The 18,028-nt window shown below is 43.2% G+C and carries 13 protein-coding genes; 5 read left to right on the plus strand and 8 right to left on the minus strand.

Annotated elements, in window-relative coordinates; all coding sequences use genetic code 11:
- The first annotated feature begins 47 nt into the window (after nt 1-47).
- On the plus strand, nt 48-2,171 hold the full coding sequence (locus tag ACKWCA_RS08685) for a peptidylprolyl isomerase (RefSeq protein WP_413977786.1): 2,124 nt from the start codon (nt 48-50) through the stop codon (nt 2,169-2,171).
- A 51-nt stretch (nt 2,172-2,222) separates the two neighbouring features.
- On the opposite strand, the gene ACKWCA_RS08690 is transcribed toward ACKWCA_RS08685, so the two are convergent.
- Both ACKWCA_RS08690 and ACKWCA_RS08695 read right to left on the minus strand, forming a co-directional pair.
- Nucleotides 2,223-3,131 carry a GYDIA family GHMP kinase gene (locus ACKWCA_RS08690; RefSeq protein ID WP_413977787.1) on the minus strand — a complete coding sequence of 303 codons (909 nt, stop codon included), beginning with the start codon at nt 3,129-3,131 and terminating at the stop codon, nt 2,223-2,225.
- Nucleotides 3,131-4,507, minus strand: coding sequence for a hydroxymethylglutaryl-CoA reductase, degradative (locus ACKWCA_RS08695; protein ID WP_413977788.1), 1,377 nt, complete (start codon nt 4,505-4,507; stop codon nt 3,131-3,133). The genes ACKWCA_RS08690 and ACKWCA_RS08695 overlap by 1 nt, the downstream gene beginning before the upstream one ends.
- Nucleotides 4,508-4,601: 94 nt before the next feature.
- On the opposite strand from ACKWCA_RS08695, the gene ACKWCA_RS08700 reads away from it, so the two are divergent.
- Both ACKWCA_RS08700 and ACKWCA_RS08705 read left to right on the plus strand, forming a co-directional pair.
- The gene (locus ACKWCA_RS08700; RefSeq protein ID WP_413977789.1) at nt 4,602-6,767 is read left to right on the plus strand and encodes a S9 family peptidase; all 2,166 of its coding nucleotides are present in this window, start codon (nt 4,602-4,604) and stop codon (nt 6,765-6,767) included.
- Between the two features lie 18 nt (nt 6,768-6,785).
- Nucleotides 6,786-8,318: a peptide MFS transporter gene (locus ACKWCA_RS08705; RefSeq protein WP_413977790.1), complete on the plus strand. Its 1,533-nt coding sequence runs from the start codon at nt 6,786-6,788 to the stop codon at nt 8,316-8,318.
- A gap of 14 nt (nt 8,319-8,332) precedes the next feature.
- On the opposite strand, the gene ACKWCA_RS08710 is transcribed toward ACKWCA_RS08705, so the two are convergent.
- The 5 genes from ACKWCA_RS08710 to surE form a co-directional block, all read right to left on the minus strand.
- The gene (locus tag ACKWCA_RS08710; RefSeq protein ID WP_413977791.1) at nt 8,333-10,345 is read right to left on the minus strand and encodes a ComEC/Rec2 family competence protein; all 2,013 of its coding nucleotides are present in this window, start codon (nt 10,343-10,345) and stop codon (nt 8,333-8,335) included.
- 42 nt (nt 10,346-10,387) lie between these two features.
- Nucleotides 10,388-10,957, minus strand: coding sequence for a C40 family peptidase (locus ACKWCA_RS08715; protein WP_413977792.1), 570 nt, complete (start codon nt 10,955-10,957; stop codon nt 10,388-10,390).
- A gap of 175 nt (nt 10,958-11,132) precedes the next feature.
- Nucleotides 11,133-12,254 carry a lipid-A-disaccharide synthase gene (lpxB, locus tag ACKWCA_RS08720; RefSeq protein ID WP_413977793.1) on the minus strand — a complete coding sequence of 374 codons (1,122 nt, stop codon included), beginning with the start codon at nt 12,252-12,254 and terminating at the stop codon, nt 11,133-11,135.
- 32 nt (nt 12,255-12,286) lie between these two features.
- Nucleotides 12,287-12,586 (minus strand): hypothetical protein, encoded by a 300-nt coding sequence (locus tag ACKWCA_RS08725; RefSeq protein ID WP_413977794.1) that lies wholly within the window; start codon nt 12,584-12,586, stop codon nt 12,287-12,289.
- Nucleotides 12,587-12,635: 49 nt separating this feature from the next.
- Nucleotides 12,636-13,415, minus strand: a complete 780-nt coding sequence (gene surE / locus ACKWCA_RS08730; protein WP_413977795.1) for a 5'/3'-nucleotidase SurE — start codon at nt 13,413-13,415, stop codon at nt 12,636-12,638.
- A 197-nt stretch (nt 13,416-13,612) separates the two neighbouring features.
- On the opposite strand from surE, the gene ACKWCA_RS08735 reads away from it, so the two are divergent.
- A complete protein-coding gene (locus tag ACKWCA_RS08735) occupies nt 13,613-15,772 on the plus strand; it encodes a carboxy terminal-processing peptidase (protein ID WP_413977796.1) in 2,160 nt (719 codons plus the stop codon).
- A gap of 124 nt (nt 15,773-15,896) precedes the next feature.
- The gene (locus tag ACKWCA_RS08740) at nt 15,897-16,715 is read left to right on the plus strand and encodes a DNA/RNA non-specific endonuclease (protein ID WP_413977797.1); all 819 of its coding nucleotides are present in this window, start codon (nt 15,897-15,899) and stop codon (nt 16,713-16,715) included.
- Between the two features lie 23 nt (nt 16,716-16,738).
- Here ACKWCA_RS08740 and rodA read toward each other — a convergent pair whose 3' ends face one another.
- Entirely contained in the window at nt 16,739-18,022 is a 1,284-nt protein-coding gene (rodA, locus tag ACKWCA_RS08745; RefSeq protein WP_413977798.1) for a rod shape-determining protein RodA, read from the minus strand.
- Nucleotides 18,023-18,028: the final 6 nt, after the last annotated feature.

Genomic DNA, 18,028 nt, shown 5'->3' on the forward strand with positions numbered 1-18,028 from the left:
TTTCGCACCCCAATAGTGAAGAATAGAATTTAAAACATTCCATAAAGATGGCGATTTTAGAAAATATAAGAAAACGAACCACCATATTGATATTGATCATTGGTATGGCGTTGTTCGCATTTGTGATTTCAGGTGTTTTCACAAGTAGTAATTTTGGTGCCGGAGGTAAGGTCGGTTCTACAGTGGCGGAAATAAACGGTAATGAAGTATCCATAGACGCCTTTCGACAAAAAGTAGAAGCTGCCTCCAGAAGGGTAGGGCCGAATGCATCTTCAATGCAAACCATAAATCAAGTTTGGGACCAAGAAGTCAGAAATTCCATTTTGGGTGAACAGTTTGAAGATTTGGGAATCAATATCGAAGAAGACCAGATCATGAACTATATCAAGACCATGCCTGGATACAACCAAGCGCCTCAATTTCAAAATGAGGACGGTATTTTCGATGAGAACAAGTTCAGGGAGTTTATTTCGGAGATGAGCGTTAACAACCCTCAGCAGTATGAATTATGGCTGCAAGATGAGCAGAATATTATTCAAAGCAGTAAGGAGCAAACCTATTTCAATTTGGTCAAGGCCGGAGTGGGAGCGACCTTGAAAGAAGGGGAGTTGGAATATAAGTTGGCCAATGATAAAGTGGATATGCAATACGTGCGTATTCCGTTCGCTTCAATTGCAGACAGCACCATAAGCGTGACGAAAAGTGAGATCGCTGAATATATCAATGCCAACAAAGAAGATTATAAACAAGAGACCTCAAGAGACATTCAATTTGTGAACTTCGAGGAAAAGCCCTCTGCGGCCGATGAGGCAGCGGTCGAAGCCAGTGTCACCAAATTATTGGACGATACCATAGAATATAACGAGCAGACCGATAGAAACGATACCATTACCGGTTTCCGAAATACGACGGATTACGCGGCTTTTTTAGATCGTAATTCAGACATTAAATTCGATACCATTTACAAGGCCAAGAAAAGTTTGCCCTCTTCATTTGCCGATACTTTGATGACACTTCAGGCTGGGGAACTCTTCGGACCCTATCGTGATGGAGACTATTTCAAAGTGTCGAAAATGGTCGATAGAAAACCGAACGGATCTGTAAAGGCAAGTCATATACTCATTACGTATGAGGGTGCGCAGCGGGCGAATGCCGATATTAAAAGAACCAAGGAAGAGGCCGAGGCCAAAGCCAATGAGCTCTTGCGCGATGCGAAGAAGCGGGATGCCGATTTTGCTCAGTTGGCCCGTGACAATTCCGATGGTCCTTCTGCCCCTACCGGAGGTGATTTGGGCTTTTTCCAACAAGGTACCATGGTGCCCGCATTTAACGATTTTGCCTTTGGCAATTCCGTTGGTAGCATCGGTTTGGTCGAAACTGACTTTGGGTTCCACGTCATCAAGGTTGATGATAAGGAAGACATTGTACAGATAGCCACTTTGGCACGAGCGATCGAAGCTTCTGAAGAAACCAGCAATACGCTGTTCACCGACGCGACCAAGTTTGAAATGGAAGTTGGTTCAGGTGACAAGGTGTTTACAGAATTGGCTTCTGAAAACCAATATTCTGTAATGCCGGTATATAAGATCAAGTCTTTAGACGAGAACCTGCCTGGTCTTTCCAATCAACGTACAATTGTGCAATGGGCCTTTAACGATGAAACCGAAGTGGGTGACATTAGACGGTTCAATGTCAATAACGGATATGCCGTTGTTCAATTGGTTAAAAAGTACAAGGAAGGTGTAATGTCGGTCGAGGACGCTTCGGCTACCGTACTTCCGAAAATAAGAAAAGAGCGCAAGGCTGCACAGATTATCGGACAGCACCAAGGGAAATCAATGGACGCTATTGCAAGTGACGCTTCCCAATCCCTTTCTAATGCTACGGGCTTGACGGTTAAATCCCCAACGATTCCAGGTGCCGGTAGTGAACCGGCTGTGGTGGGGGCAGCTTTTGCCATGAAGGATGGAGAGACTTCCGACCTGATCGAGGGCAATACAGGGATCTTTATGATCAAAGTGACCAAGAAGGAAGAAGCGCCTAAATTGGATAACTACAGTACGTACGCAAATACGTTGCGAACCGCAACGGCGAATAAGGTCAACACAGCGGTTTATAATGCCTTGAAGGAAGCCTCGGAAATTGAGGATAACAGGGCTACATTTTACTAGGCCAAGAGATCATCCAAAAATTAAAACCCCGGTAGTTGCTATCGGGGTTTTTTATAAGATCATTTTTTGAAAGGGAACCACAATGGGGTATCCCTTTTTTTGGAAGTAATCAGGACTCTTATCAAGTCCGGTAACCAGCACAAAATCCCCTCCCCAGGCACCCAAACTTTTAACGTACCCTTGATAATCCGAAAACAATTCCTGTTGTATCGTCGGAATACCAAGCGCTTCGGATAGCAGCGTTTCATGGGTTCGAATAAATCGTTCAAAGTGTTCCATGGATGAACAAGCTATCATTTCGATGGTCAACGTACTGATTTTTTTAATTAATGCCACCTTATCGATTTCCCTCTCTCGATAGGCGACAATGGCATCCCTGCTATTTCTTTTCCTGTTCAAGTGTACAAAATGGACGGAATTCAAAAATGTAGGAGGTTTGGCTAGTTCCGTCACGATGGGTACCCCATTTTTTAATTGATATGAGATAGGGGTGTTGTGTGTGGCACATGCAATGTCGTAACCACTACCTGAAAAGGCATTCCATAACAGTTGAAAGGGGTCGATCCGGGCCCATTGGGCTATAGTACTGATGAGGGTAGAGGAAGAACCTAGTCCCCAATCCCTGGGAAATGTCAATTCAGTTTCTATGGTATATCCTTTCGAAGCGTTCAGAAAATCGGGATTTAATCTTTGGGCCTCGGTGAGAAGTTTCTGAAGGGTATGTGAAGTGTTGGTATCAGAACTGGAGATTTCGATCAATGAACCTTGTTCAAAGACAGCTGTGAACCATGGAAGACTCTTTTCATCCAGACTTTTCCATACGATTGTTCCGGAATTGGTTTCGAAAACACGCAGGTGCTGACCGAACTTGGTGGGCATGGCCCAGGCCACCGCACCATCGAGTACGGCATATTCGCCGGAAATCAATAATTTACCATGGCCATAAAATTGTTGTGGCATTAGTTCCGGAGCTTTTCAAATGCATCAACAACGGCACTGTGGGTCGCCGTATTTTTTTTGAAGTGTTCGATCAACGTCTTCTTTTCCGTGTTGGTCGCCCCCAATTGGTTCAAGATATTCAAGAGATGCATCTTCATATGACCTTCTTGTATTCCCGTGGTGACCAAAGAACGCACCGCAGCAAAATTCTGGGCCAGACCTGCTACCGCCACAATTTGCATAAGCTCTTCGGCAGAAGGGTGCTGAAGGACTTCCAGCGACCACTTCACTAACGGATGGAGACTGGTCAAACCGCCAACTGTGCCAAGGGCTAAGGGAATTTCTATCGAAAATGAAAAGATACCGTTTTCAACGGCTGCGTCGGTTAGGCTCGAGTAGCGGCCATTTCGGGCGGCATAAGCATGCATTCCAGCTTCTACTGCTCTAAAATCGTTTCCGGTAGCAAGAATAACGGCATCGATTCCGTTCATGATCCCCTTGTTGTGGGTCACGGCCCTATGCGGTTCCACTTTGGCGATCGCGACCGCCCGAACCATTTTCTGGGCAAATTCCTGAGCGGAAATCGAATCGCTTACCAGTAGCTCTTTGACAGGACAAGAAACCTCGGCCCTGACTAAGCAATCGGGTACGTAATTGCTCAAGATACTCATGACGATTTCGATATCCTTCTCGGCTTCCGTAAAATCTGTATAGGCCTTTGCCTCTTCCTTAAAGGTCGAAGCGAATTGCTCTAGACAAGAATTGATGAAATTGGCACCCATAGCATCACGAGTCTCAAAAGTGCAATGCAACTGGAAATAGTTGTCGAGTAGATCCGATTGGTCTCGCAAGACGATATCGGTAACACCGCCTCCTCTTTTTTCCATGTTTTTGGTAATGGATGAGGCCGATTGCAATAATTTGGGTTTCACCTTTTGAAAGAACGATCGCAGTTTCCCGGTATCCCCGGTGAACATGAAATGAACTTGACCTACTTTTTCTGTCCCCAGTACTTTGGTCTTGAATCCACCACGTTCCAACCAAAACTTAGCGGCTTTACTGGCCGCCGCTACTACGGAGCTTTCCTCGATGGCCATTGGCAGTGCATAGAGCTTGTCATTGATAAGGAAATTCGGGGCAACACCCAGAGGCAGATAGTAATTGCTAATGGTATTTTCAATGAATTCATCATGCAATTTTTGAACACCGGCATCGGTATTCCAGTATGTTTTTAGAAGAGCCTTTGAAGCGTTCTTGTTTTGGGTATACTTCTCGGAAATCCAATCGACTTTTTCTTCTTTCGTCAGTTTTGAAAATCCTTCAATGGGCGAAATCATTGGGTAGCGGGTTTGTCGGTAAAGATAAGTATAAACGCGAAAAAGCCTTGTTATGGACATGATGTTATGTGACCATCGCTTTTTTAATCGTAAACCGAGGTTATTCGTATAATTATCACTAAACTTGAAAAATTTAACCAATTTCATCTATTACATGAAGAAATCAAACATGCTATTGCTTTTTGCCTTGATTACGTTCGTTACCACAAATGCGCAGACCAAGAAGATTACCGTTGAAGATATTTATAACGGTACATTTCGAACCGAGGGTCTTGACGAACTTCGATCGTTGAACAACGGAAAGGAATATACGGTCTTGAATATCGATCGAGCACGGGGGACTAGCCAAATAGATACCTACAGTTACCAAACGCTCGAAAAAAAAGAAACCCTGGTTTCTTCAGAGCTTCTCGAAGGCGTTTCTTCCTTCTCGAGCTACACGTTCAGTGCTGATGAAAGCAGGGTACTGCTTGCAACGGATGTAGAGCCCATTTTTAGACGTTCACGCTTGGGGCTTTATTATGTGTATGATATTGCCAGTAAATCGCTGACCAAAGTAGCTGAAACAAAAATACAGGAGCCTACTTTTTCACCTGATGGAAAACAGGTGGCGTATGGATTTAACAACAATCTGTATGTGTTCGATATTGACACAAAGACCACCAAACAAATAACGGAAGATGGCGTTAAGAACCGGATTATCAATGGTATTACCGATTGGGTATATGAAGAAGAGTTCGCTTTCGTAAGAGCATTCGAGTGGAATTCAGACGGCACAAGAATCGCCTTTTTAAGATTTGATGAAAGTAAGGTCCCGCAGTTTTCCATGGACGTATATGGCACCGAACTGTATCAAAGACAAGAGGTGTTCAAATATCCAAAAGCCGGGGAGGAAAACGCTGTTGTTTCGCTACATCTGTATGACATGGCTACGGCGACGACCTCGAATGTCGATTTGAATGGAGCCCATTACATTCCGCGGCTAAAATGGATGAACGATTCGAATCGTTTGAGTGTGCAGACCTTGAATCGGCACCAAAACCACCTTAGATTGTACGCGGTCGACGCAAGGTCAAATGCGGCGAACCTTCTGATGGAGGAAAAAGATGAAGCCTATGTGGACGTGACCAACGATTTGACATTTTTGCCAGATGATAGTTTTATTTGGACAAGCGAACAAGATGGTTGGAATCATATCTATAGATACAGTAAGGAAGGGCCTTTGATGAATCAAGTGACCAAAGGAGCTTGGGAGGTGACCAGTTATTACGGGTATGATGCGAAGAAAGACCGCATCTACTATCAGTCCACCGAAAATGGTTCTACGAATCGGGGCGTCTATAGTATCTCGAGCTCAGGTCGGAGTAAAAAGGAATTGGCAGTAGAAGAAGGAACAAATCGCGCCGATTTCAGTGCGGACTTCACCTACTTTATCAATACCTTTTCTAGTGCTACCATACCTCCCAGATATACGTTGCATAAATCCAACTCCGGAAAGAAGGTAAAGGATATCAAGAACAACCAGGCAGTACTTACCAAGCTCAGCAATTACCAAATGGGGCCCAAAGAGTTTTCGACCTTGGCGATAAACGGTAATGAGTTGAATATGTACATGCTCAAACCGGCAGATTTCGACCCCTCAAAAAAGTATCCGCTTCTGATGTATCAATATAGTGGACCCGGTTCTCAGAACGTATCGAATTCCTGGAATGATACTAGTGATTATTGGCACCAAAGCTTAGTGTCGGAGGGCTACATCATTGTGTGTATTGATGGCCGCGGGACCGGATTTAAGGGCCGCGATTTCAAAAAGGTGACCTATCTCAACTTGGTGAAGTATGAGACAGAAGACCAAATAACGGCGGCTAAAAAATTGAGTGAGTTGCCTTATATCGATGAAGAGCGCACCGGAATTTGGGGCTGGAGTTTTGGGGGTCACATGGCCACGAACTGCATTTTAAAAGGGAATGACGTTTTTGAAACTGCAATTGCAGTGGCACCCGTTACCTCATGGCGCTTTTACGATACCATCTATACCGAGCGTTTTATGCGTACTCCGGCGGAAAACCCAAGTGGATACGATGACAATTCGCCATTCAACTATCCTGAGATGCTGAAAGGTAACTATCTACTGGTGCATGGTTCAGGGGATGACAATGTACATGTACAGAATTCGATGCGTATGATCGAGGCCCTGGTGCAAGCGAACAAACAATTTGACTTGGCCATCTATCCCGACAAAAATCATGGTATTTATGGCGGAAATACTAGAATTCATCTGTTTAATAAAATGACCAAATTCATAAAGGAAAATCTTTAACCAACCAAAAGTTATAACATGAGTGATTCGACCAAGTTTTCAAACCAAAAAGAGATTCTAGGGCACCCGCAAGGATTATTCTATTTATTCTTTGCCGAATTGTGGGAGCGTTTTAGCTTCTACGGAATGCGTGCACTGTTGACCTTGTATATGGTCAACGTCATTTTCGAAGCGCTTTCCACTAGGGATTACGCCGCCGCCGCTGTTTATGCCTCTTATGGTTCTTTGGTGTACGCCTCAACGGTAATCGGGGGGAAAATATCAGATTCTATTTTGGGAATGCGACAGTCGATTTTTTTGGGTGGTATTCTCATGTCTCTCGGCCATTTTGTACTCGCGATTGAAAACGATATTGCCTTCTTTTTGGCCTTGGCATTCATTATTGTTGGAAATGGTTTTTTTAAACCTAATATCTCAACCTTCGTAGGAACCTTGTACGAGGAAGGCGATACTAGAAAAGACTCGGGGTTCACCATATTTTATATGGGTATAAATATTGGTGGAGCCATCTCACCATTATTATGTGGTTGGCTCGGTGCTACCTATGGCTGGCACTACGGTTTTGGATTAGCGGGAATAGGGATGTTAACAGGCCTCTTGTTTTTCTGGAGTGGAATCAAAAAGAACGTTTTCGGGGATCGGGGACTACCACCTAGCCAAGAAGTATACGAAAAGAAAATCATGGGAATACCCCAAAAGACCTTAATTCCCATATTATGCTTTCTAGCTGCGCCCATAATTGCATTTTTACTCTATTCCTATAAGTCTTTAGGAGGAGAGGGTACCCTATTCGAAGAAACGAATATCGTCAACCTGCTCTTTTATGTCATCGGTATTCTCGTCATCCTCTATTTGGGTAGTATCATGCTAAAAGCTACTAAAGACGAGAGGAAGAAACTTTTCATGGCCGTCTTGATTACCTTCTTTATGACCATTTTTTGGGGCTTTCATGAGTTGCATGGTAGCGTAATCACTCTTTTTGCTGCTAGAAATGTCAATTTGACGCTCATAAATGCCAGTCAGACCAATGCGCTAAACTCGATATTTATCGTACTCCTCTCGATACCTATTTCGATAATGTGGACCTACTTGGCCAAAAAGAAAATCAATCCTAGAACTCCCTATAAATTCGGAATGGGGCTGGTTCTGGCGGGCTTGAGCTTTTACATTCTTTCGTTAAGCGGTGGCAGTGCCGATGAAAACGGAATGGTACCGTTTACCTATTTATTGCTTTTGTATTTCCTGATTTCCGTGGGGGAATTGTTTATGTCTCCGGTAGGACTTTCGAAAATAACGGATCTCTCTCCAAAAAGAATCGTGGCCTTTATGATGGGCGTATGGTTCTTATCTTCCGCCTATGCCTTTCAAATTGTCGGTTTCATATCCAAAGAGCTTGCTATTGAGAGCACTGATAGCAATGTAGGAGGTCTTGATACCCTGAACGTTTACTTAGACGGGTTCAGTCTTATCGCCAAATATTCCCTTGTGGCGGGTGCTGTGGTACTTGTATTCGCTCCGTTAATGAAACGACTGATGGGCAACGTGCATTAAGGAAAATAGGACTGTTAAAAATAAAAGGCTCCCTTTTCACCAGTATAGTGAAAAGGGAGTTTCCTTTTGGCGCAGGTGGCACGCCAACGGTTGACATAGCTTTTGTAGTTGCTGCCATCAGCAATTACCTGTTTTGGTCGAATCGAATCTAAAATACGCTCCAAATTGATTTTTGGGGATTGGATCAACACAAGGTATTCGACTTTTTCGTTAAGCGGAACGATGGCCGAGCTATCAATTAGGAGTAGCCGTTTATTGTCGATTCGATAGGCATTTTGCAGCGGTTCGTACCTGTGGTCTTGAATGCGCCTCCCTATACTGATGTCCTTGGTTATGTCATCCATTTTGTTGGTACTCCTGGAATAGACGGTAAGTCGCGCTCCGTTTTGATGAAGTAGTACGGAATTTTTGTTTTGATGGAGAAGAAAGACGTCCTGTCGTTGTTTTGTGTGTATGCTGGCATAGAGCAACCAGAACTGAAAGCCAACAATGGCCGTCAGCAGGGTAATGAGTCGAATAAAAATAGGTTTCGTGACCAGAAGGAGCAATGCAATGGTAATGATATATGCCAGTATAAGCTGGACCGCGTCAAAGGATATGTGCTTAAAAACAAAGGCTTCCTGATTCGCAACCCAGGCGATTACGGTATTCATCAGACGAATCATATGGCCATACCCTTCTGCCAAAAAATCGGGTAGTGTATTACTGACCGCTAAGACGAGTACTAGAATCCCCAATCCAAGAATAGTTCCTAAAAAAGGAACCACCAACAGGTTCGAAATAAAGAAGAGTCCTGGAAATTGATGAAAGTAGAAGAGACTTATCGGCAGTACCCCAATTTGGGCAGCAATACTGACCGCCAATAACTGCCAGATCTTGCGTACAACCCGGTTTTTAGGAAACCAAAATCGTTGCAACATCGGATAGATCCAAAGTATGGAAAAGACAGCTGCGTAACTCATTTGAAACCCTATCTGGAATAAAAGCATGGGATTGAACAGTAACAGTATAAAAAACATGGATAAGGTCAGAATGTTGAACGTATTACTGGGCCTATTGAGATAGAGCGCATAACCTACGAATGAGAACATCGTTACTGCACGCACGACTGATGCCGATAGGCCCGCAAGAAGAGCGAAACCCCATAACAAGACGATTAGGGTTATTAGTTTTAGAACCTTGCCGTTTCGGAGTCTTTCCAAAGGGCTGAGCAGAAATTGCAGTAGTAGTAACAGTATACCAATATGCAGACCGGAAACGGCAAGAATATGGACAGCCCCGGCATCTTTATAAGCATCATAGGTCTGAGCGGATATCGAATGACGTTGTCCCAATAATAACGCTTGAACAATGCTGAGTTCGTCTTCTCCGAAACGCGCTTCCCTAAGTTTTGTGACGAGTTTGTTTCTGAGGGAGGCTGCATATCCGAAAATAGTAGGCATCCGGGTTGATAATAGGAAGTAGGAATCGTGGGTGACCATGAGTTGATGTGAAATACCCAACCGCTGCATGTATCGCCGATAATTGAACTGATACGGATTCAAAGGGGAACGAATTTCCTTTAAGTTGTCTAGGGTAAGGAGTTCATCATCCACTTGAAGTGCTTTCTTGAGGGTGTCAATCGGAAGATTTAACACAATTTTTCCAGAAGTCGGATGACCGTCATGTTCCTTGACAAGGGCTATGTATCTGTGGTGAAAGGAATTCGATTTTAGCACTTCCCTGATTTTTAAGGTCAAAACACCCTTAGCGCTATTCGAGTAACGGCTGTAATGGTTCTTCTGGTTTTTCGGTTGCCATAGGGCGTATGACAGGGCTCCGATACTCATAGTAGTAAGGACCACAAATACTAAAAAAACGTGAGGTTGTCGTTGTTTTGCGTTCTGAAAAACAAAACCTAGACCAGTTAGCAAAAGCAAAGTGCATAGAAGGGCAGCGAGTAGAGGTACATCGAAATAGGTGCCAATGACTATCCCTGCAACGAGAGGGAGGGTCAATTTGGTGGAAGCGAACCGAAATAAATTCATAGCGTAAATTCTTACGCTAAATGTAGTAAATAATATAATTTGTTAGAGTACCCTCGTGGCCTTTACGAAAGCGTGGTTCCAGTAGCCCTCGCGCAAAGAAGAAACGATCACGCCTCTCGAAGTAGAGGCATGTATGAATTTGATGTCATCCCCTTCCACGGCCACTACCATACCCACGTGATTGATTCGACGTGCCCGTTTTCGGGTTTTAAAGAACAGGAGATCCCCTTTTACAACATTCCTGATCTTTACCTTCTTTCCCTCATCGGCCATATGGTACGAGACCCTTGGTAAACGTACATCATGTTCTGCAAAAGAGACGTAAAGCAATCCTGAACAGTCCATGCCTTTTTTGGTGGTACCTCCATATTTGTATCGTGTTCCGGAAAAGGTAAGCGCTGTATTGATGATATTATCGGCAACGGAATTTTTTGTTCGAGGATTGGTTTTTATAGTTTTTCGCGGTGATTTACGCTCTTCGGAGGGGGTCGCTTCAACTGTCACCTTCCGGGTCTTATTGTAATTTTTGTTTTTACTATAAGTGGTCTTTTTTTTGACCGCACCACAGTTCACCAACAAAATACCAAGGAATACGTACAGGAATTTTTGCATTTTCAAGAAGTGTCTCTAGCTCTTGAAACTCAAAATTAATGAAATTATTATAAGTACGACTTGATTCTGACCAGTCCGACAAGCGATTTAGATATAGGAATTAAAAAGAAGTGCAATGCAACTACTGAAATTGGTATGCCTACCGTGGGAAGTTTCAATACTTGTAGATTGGTTATCACGTATTTTTCAGGTTCTGAACAATCAGGGTTGCGGCGGTTTCGCTTGCGCCACTTCCCCCTAATTTTTTTTCTAATTCATCATAGGCCCCAAGTTGTACATTTCGTTTTGGACCGTCGAGAATCTGACGCAATTCTTTGGTCAGATTTTCAGTGGTCAGTTGCTGCTGGATCAGTTCTTTCACCACTTCGGTTTTCATGATCAAATTGACCAAAGAAATATATTCAAGGGTTATAATGCGCTTTGCAATCTGGTACGAGAGCCAATTGGCTTTGTAACAAACCACTTGGGGTACTTTGAAAAGTGCCGTTTCTAAAGTCGCCGTACCGCTGGTCACCAAGGCAGCATGTGACATACGCAGCAACTCATAGGTCTTGTTCGCTACAAAACCGACATTCGGATTTTGTAAAAAGGGTGCGTAAAACTCCTTGTCCAGACTGGGAGCGCCCGCTATAACGAATTCATAGGCCGAAAAATCGGAAATGACCGAAAGCATGGTGGTCAGCATTTTTTGTACTTCTTGTTTCCTGCTTCCCGGTAAGAGTGCTATAATCGGTTTTTCCGGGTCGATTCCATTTGTCTTTCGAAACTGTTTTTCGTTCGGCGTCGGTGTATTCTGAATCGCATCGATTAATGGGTGACCGACAAAATGCACGGGGTAACCGTGTTTTTTTTCATAGAACTCCTTTTCAAAGGGCAGAATGACATACATAGCGTCAATGTCTCGCTTGATTTTGGCGATCCGACCTTCCCTTGATGCCCAAATTTGGGGTGAGATGTAGTAGTTGGTCCGAAAACCTCGAGTTCTTGCCCACTTGGCAATACGAAGATTGAAACCTGAGTAATCGATGAAGATGATCACATCGGGCTGAAATTCGGCAATGTCGTGCCTACAGAATTTCATGTTCTTGAAAATGGCACCTATGTTCAAAAGCACCTCAAGAAAACCCATGAAGGCCATTTCTTTGTAATGTTTTACTAGGGTGCCTCCGGCTTGTCTCATTAAATCACCACCCCAACAACGAATATTGGCGTCTTTATCCTTGGCTTTTAGCGCCTTGATCAGGTTTGACCCATGAAGGTCCCCCGATGCTTCCCCAGCTATGATGTAGTATTTCATTTGAAGTTCTTGGGTCAGGCTACTATTTATATTTAAAAAACTTTGTGATAGAGTATGACCAACGCGGTCAGTATAGTGGCGATTAGTACCCCCTTGGCCCTATTGTCTCTTTTTATCCGTAGAAAAAGAAAAAAGGCGATGAGATTCAAAAGTGCCCCAAGTGCCAAAAGACTCCCTACATGACCTTGTTGCATTGCTGCTTGGAAAGTCTCTTTTATTCCCAATTCTGAGAACAATAAAATGTAAGTGAGCGTTCCGATAGCATTGGCGATGATTCCCACGAGAAACCCAATGATGATTTCTTTTTTAACGTTCTTTCTTGTCGGCAACATAATGATGGTTTGGTACGGTTAGCAATCGAGTATATTGTTTTTGGAATTTTCAACCATGCAGGTTCCAATTGTTGATGTGTTGTATGGCATGGTGCGCGGTGAGGTCGAATTGGGTAGGGACTACGGAAATATAACCGTTGGCCAACGCCCATTCATCGGTGTCTTCGCCCTTATCGAGTAGCTCGAATTCCCCGGTCAACCAGTAATAATCCTTTCCCATGGGATTTTTTCTTTTATCGAATTTCTCTTTCCAATTGGCACGTGCCTGTCGCGCTATTTTTATGCCTTTTATTTCTGATTGTTTCAGTTTGGGAATATTCACATTGAGTACGACCCCTTGTGGCATTTGATGGGTAATGGCTTCCTTGACAATCTTTTTTATATGTTTCTCGGCAGACTCGAAATCCGCATTCCAGCTATAATCGCATAACGAAAACCCTATGGCGGGCACCCCTTCGATTCCAGCTTCTATGGCCGCGCTCATCGTGCCGGAATAGATGACGTTTATCGATGAATTCGAACCGTGATTGATGCCACTGATACAGATATCAGGCTTTCGAGATAGCAACTCTTGAAGGGCCAATTTTACACAATCCGCTGGCGTACCACTACAGCTGTACTCTTCTTGGGCCCCGTTTTCTTCATCAATGGTCATCTTTTTAGAGTAGAGCGTGCTATCTAGGGTAATGGCATGACCCATACCCGATTGTGGGCTGTCAGGAGCCACGACCACCACATCGCCTAAATCTTTCATAAAACGAACTAAAGCGCGAAGTCCTGGAGCGGTAATTCCATCGTCATTGGTCACCAGAATCAAAGGTTTTGGCATTGGGTATAATTTATGGGGCAAAAATACGTTTTTAAACAAAGATACTATGGCTCATCCCAATTATTGAAAAAATTCCCGCCAGGCCTTAGAGTGGCATGGTTTTTTCAGTATCTTAGAGAATCGATTAAAACCTGATTTTTGATGTGACGGCCTAACCCAAATTTTTAACACGTTTCAGGACAACAAAAATGTATTTTATGAAGAAGAATTTAGCCATTGGCCTATTTGTGGTCTTAGTAGCGGCAGCCTCATGTAGTTTTACCAATAAGACCTTTGAAAATGATGATAAGGATAAGCTTCTATTGGACCTTATCACCTACGTGCTGAATAAGGGCCACTATGAACCAAAAGATATTAATGATGACTTTTCGGTAAACGTGTTCGAAGATTTTATCGATGTTATCGATCCTACCAAAAGATACTTTTTAGACTCGGATATCAAGGAGTTTGAACAGCAAAAGTTCCAAATCGATGACCAAATAAAGAATACGGATATCACCTTCTTCAACATGGTTTACGATCGTTTGATGAAACGAATGGAAGATGCCAAATCAATCTATCAAGAGGTATTGGAAGAGCCATTTGATTACGGTAAGGACGAGAGCATCAACATTGAATATGATGAAATGGCCTTCGCGTCATCAAGAAAAGATTTAAAGGAACGATGGAGGCAACAATTGAAGTATGCTACCTTGAACACCTACGATTCCAAGGTTTCGAACGGACAGTTGACTGCGGCTGATGAGGACCCTGATTTCGAAGGGAATGATACGCAAAACGATGCTAAGCCTATGGATTCAGTAGAAGCTGAGGTTTCTGCTCGGACTTCCACCAAAAAAACGCTGGATGAGTTTTTCGACTTTGTTAGCGACCTTCAAAGAAAAGATTGGTTCGTACAATACTTGAATACCATTGTAGACGAGTTCGATCCACATACCTTTTATTTTGCTCCTGAGGACAAAGAGAAGTTCGATACCAGTATGTCAGGAAAGTTTGAGGGTATCGGTGCACGTTTACAAAAAAAGCCCGAAGGAGCTAAGATAGTCGACATTATTTCAGGCGGGCCGGTTTGGCGCGATGCAAGCTTAGAGGTGGGTGACATTATTTTAAAAGTGGCACAGGAAGGAGAAGCTCCTGTAGATATTGTGGGCATGCGCTTGGATGATGCGATCAAGATGATCAAAGGCCCTGAGAGCACCATAGTAGAACTTACCGTACGAAAAATCGATGGATCGACAGACGTGGTCTCCTTAACACGTGATATCGTGGAATTAGAGGAGTCCTTTGCAAAATCGGCTAAGATTTCAAAAGATAATGTAAACTTCGGATTAATCAATTTACCTAAATTCTATGTTGATTTCAATGATTATACCGAACGAAATTGTGCTACGGATGTGGCGAAGGAAATTGAACGACTGAAACAAGAAGGCGCTGAAGGCCTTATTCTAGATCTTCGGGATAATGGCGGTGGATCATTGAAAACAGTGGTTGAGATGGCCGGACTCTTCATTAAAGATGGGCCAATTGTTCAAGTGCGTTCATCGGGTAAAGGCAAAGAAGTCTATGACGATAAAGATGAAAGGGTACAATGGGATGGGCCACTCGTTATTTTGGTCAACGAACTCTCTGCTTCGGCTTCCGAGATTTTGGCAGCGGCAATGCAAGATTACAAGAGAGCGGTTGTGATAGGAAGCAAACAGACTTTCGGAAAAGGAACGGTGCAAAATGTTATTGATTTGGGCAATATCGTTCGAAGCAATGAGCACGGCGACCTAGGTGCCATTAAGTTGACAACGCAAAAATTTTACCGCATCAATGGCGGGTCTACACAGTTAGAAGGTGTTAAAAGTGATGTCGTGGTACCGGACAAGTATAGCTACATTGATATAGGGGAGCGCGATCAGTCGAACCCCTTGAAATGGGATAAAATATCCCCAGCCGATTACGAACCATGGGATGGCTATATCGATTATGAGCAAACTATCGCGAATAGCTCGGCAAGAATGGCCATGAACCCCCAGATCAAGCTGATCGAGGAAAATGCAAAGTGGATTAAAGAGCAGCAGGAAGAAGATGTGATTTCCCTTAATTACGAAAGGTACAAAGCGGAAAAGGAGCGAGACAAAAAGAAATCCGATTATTTTAAAAAGATGAAGGAATATGATTCAAAACTATCCTTCGAATCGTTGAAATACGAACAGGAATTATTCACTCAAGACTCCGTATTACGAGAAAAAAGGGATCGTTGGCATAAAGATTTGGCTAGAGATGTATATGTAGAAGAAGCTATCAATGTGCTTCGGGATCTCAAAATAAACAATATCAAAAACGGAAAACTGGCCAGCGTTAAAGGGTAAGACCGACAGTATACCGAATGGAATGATGAACCCTGCTCTTTGAGCAGGGTTTTTTATGCAGTGATGATGCGGTCTCATCTGAAAATCATTGAAATTCAGGAGGAATTTGTTTTACATTTGAAAGATGGTGTATCGAAAAGGAAGCAATAGGAACAAGACACTTTATACCGTATTGCTCATCATATGTATTGTCGGTTTTTGGCTGTTCGAAAACTTCTATACGCCGGATAGCTATTCAGACCCTCAGAGCAACAATGGTTCCACGGTTGCTGATTATTTGCTGCCAGGGTCGACCTCAGGACAACTTGTCGTTCATGAACATTTTATGCTGTCTTACAATGAGAGTTATGAACAAGCGGAATGGGTAGGGTATTCGCTAAAAAAAGAGCACATGACCTACGATGACCGAAAACGACCCTATTTTATCGAAGACCCTAAAGTGAAAACCAAGTCTGCGGACTGGAGGAACTATAGGGGTTCGGGCTACGACCGTGGACACCTTTGCCCGGCAGGGGACCGAAGATTCTCTGAATATGCCTACAACGAAACCTTCTATACCAGCAATATTAGTCCTCAAGATCGTGATTTCAATGCAGGGCTATGGAATCGCCTCGAAATGCAGGTACGACGATGGGCCAAGCGATACAATGAAGTATTCGTGGTGACCGGCGGGGTGCTCGAACAAGGATTGGAAGAGATAGGAGAGGAGGATGTCGCCGTGCCAAGACATTTCTACAAAATTGTGGCAAAAGGTTCTAAAGCGAATTTACAGGTCGTGGGTTTTTTGATGGAAGGAAAGGAAAGTGCAAAACCGCTAAAGACTTTTTTGGTGCCAGTAGATAAAATCGAAGAATTGACCGGATTGGATTTCTTTCAAGGACTTCCTGATGCTTTAGAGAATTCGATTGAAGCCAAGGTGAGTACTTCGGCATGGGACTTTTAAGTTGTCAATTCTGCAAGTGCCGATTAGTATCCTTCTTTCAGGCGATTGGAATCCAAACGCAACATGATGAAAAGTAGTATGGTGAAAAACAGTAGTCCAGACCCGCCATAACTAAAGAAAGGTAAAGGAATACCAATGGTGGGCAGTATACCGATGACCATTCCTATATTGATAAAATAATGTACGAAGAGTATGGAAATGACACCGTAGCCGTACATACGGCTAAAGGGGTTTTTTTGCCTCTCGGCGAGGTAAACCAGACGCAGTAATAGAATGGTGAACAGCAGTACTACTGTAGAAGTGCCCACAAAGCCCCATTCCTCACCTATAGTACTAAAAATATAATCTGTTTCTTGCTCCGGAACGAAATCTCCCTTGGTACGAGTGCCTTCTAAGAAGCCTTTTCCAAATAGGCCGCCGGATTCAATTGCCTTTTCGGATTGATACGTATTGTAGCCAATCGATTTTCTAATACTTTCTAATTTCTCGGGATCTTTTTCAAGCCGTAGCCATAAGCTAAAACGATCACGGTGGCGTTGTTCAAAGACATTTTTGAAAACGAAATTTACCGATAGTGAAAAGAGAATGGCAATTACGGTAATTGTTACTACGGGTAATACGGGAAGTCTAAAGCTTTTTCGTTTCAATAAAAAGAAAAGAATAATGGCGAGTGCGAGAAATATGGTCACCCATATCGTGCCAAACTTTAGAGTGGCGATAAATACCAAACCGGCGAGTACGGCAAATCCGAGATAGTAGAGCGGTAATCCCTCTCTAAAAATAACAAAAACCATGGCAAAAAATACCAAAGCACTCCCGGGATCAGGTTGTGGAATGATTAATACTGCCGGAATAAACAATACCAAGAATGCATAGAGTTGATCTTTCCGGCGTTTGATGTCCGTTTGAATGTCGCTAAGGTATTTGGCTAGACCTAATGCTGCGCCTACCTTGGCCAATTCGGAAGGTTGGAAATTAAAAAAACCCAAATCATACCACGAAGTAGCTCCGGCAATGGTTTTGCCAAATGGAAAGAGTCCTAGTAATAACACCAAGGAAACGATATAGAGTAAACTTGAAAAACGTTCATAAAAACTAGCATCCAGTGCCAGTAATACAACGATGCCAACTACACTTGTTCCAATAAAAAAGAGCTGTTTTCCATAAAGGGTGCCAAAGTCAAACAACGATACATCTTCACTGGTAAAGGTGCTGGAGTAGATATTAACCCAGCCAATACTTACTAAGGCCAAGTAAATGAATACAGTTAACCAATCAAGTCGCTTCAGAAGACTTTTTCCAGACATACGGAT

The organism is Maribacter corallii (assembly GCF_047345415.1).
Classification (GTDB): domain Bacteria; phylum Bacteroidota; class Bacteroidia; order Flavobacteriales; family Flavobacteriaceae; genus Maribacter_C.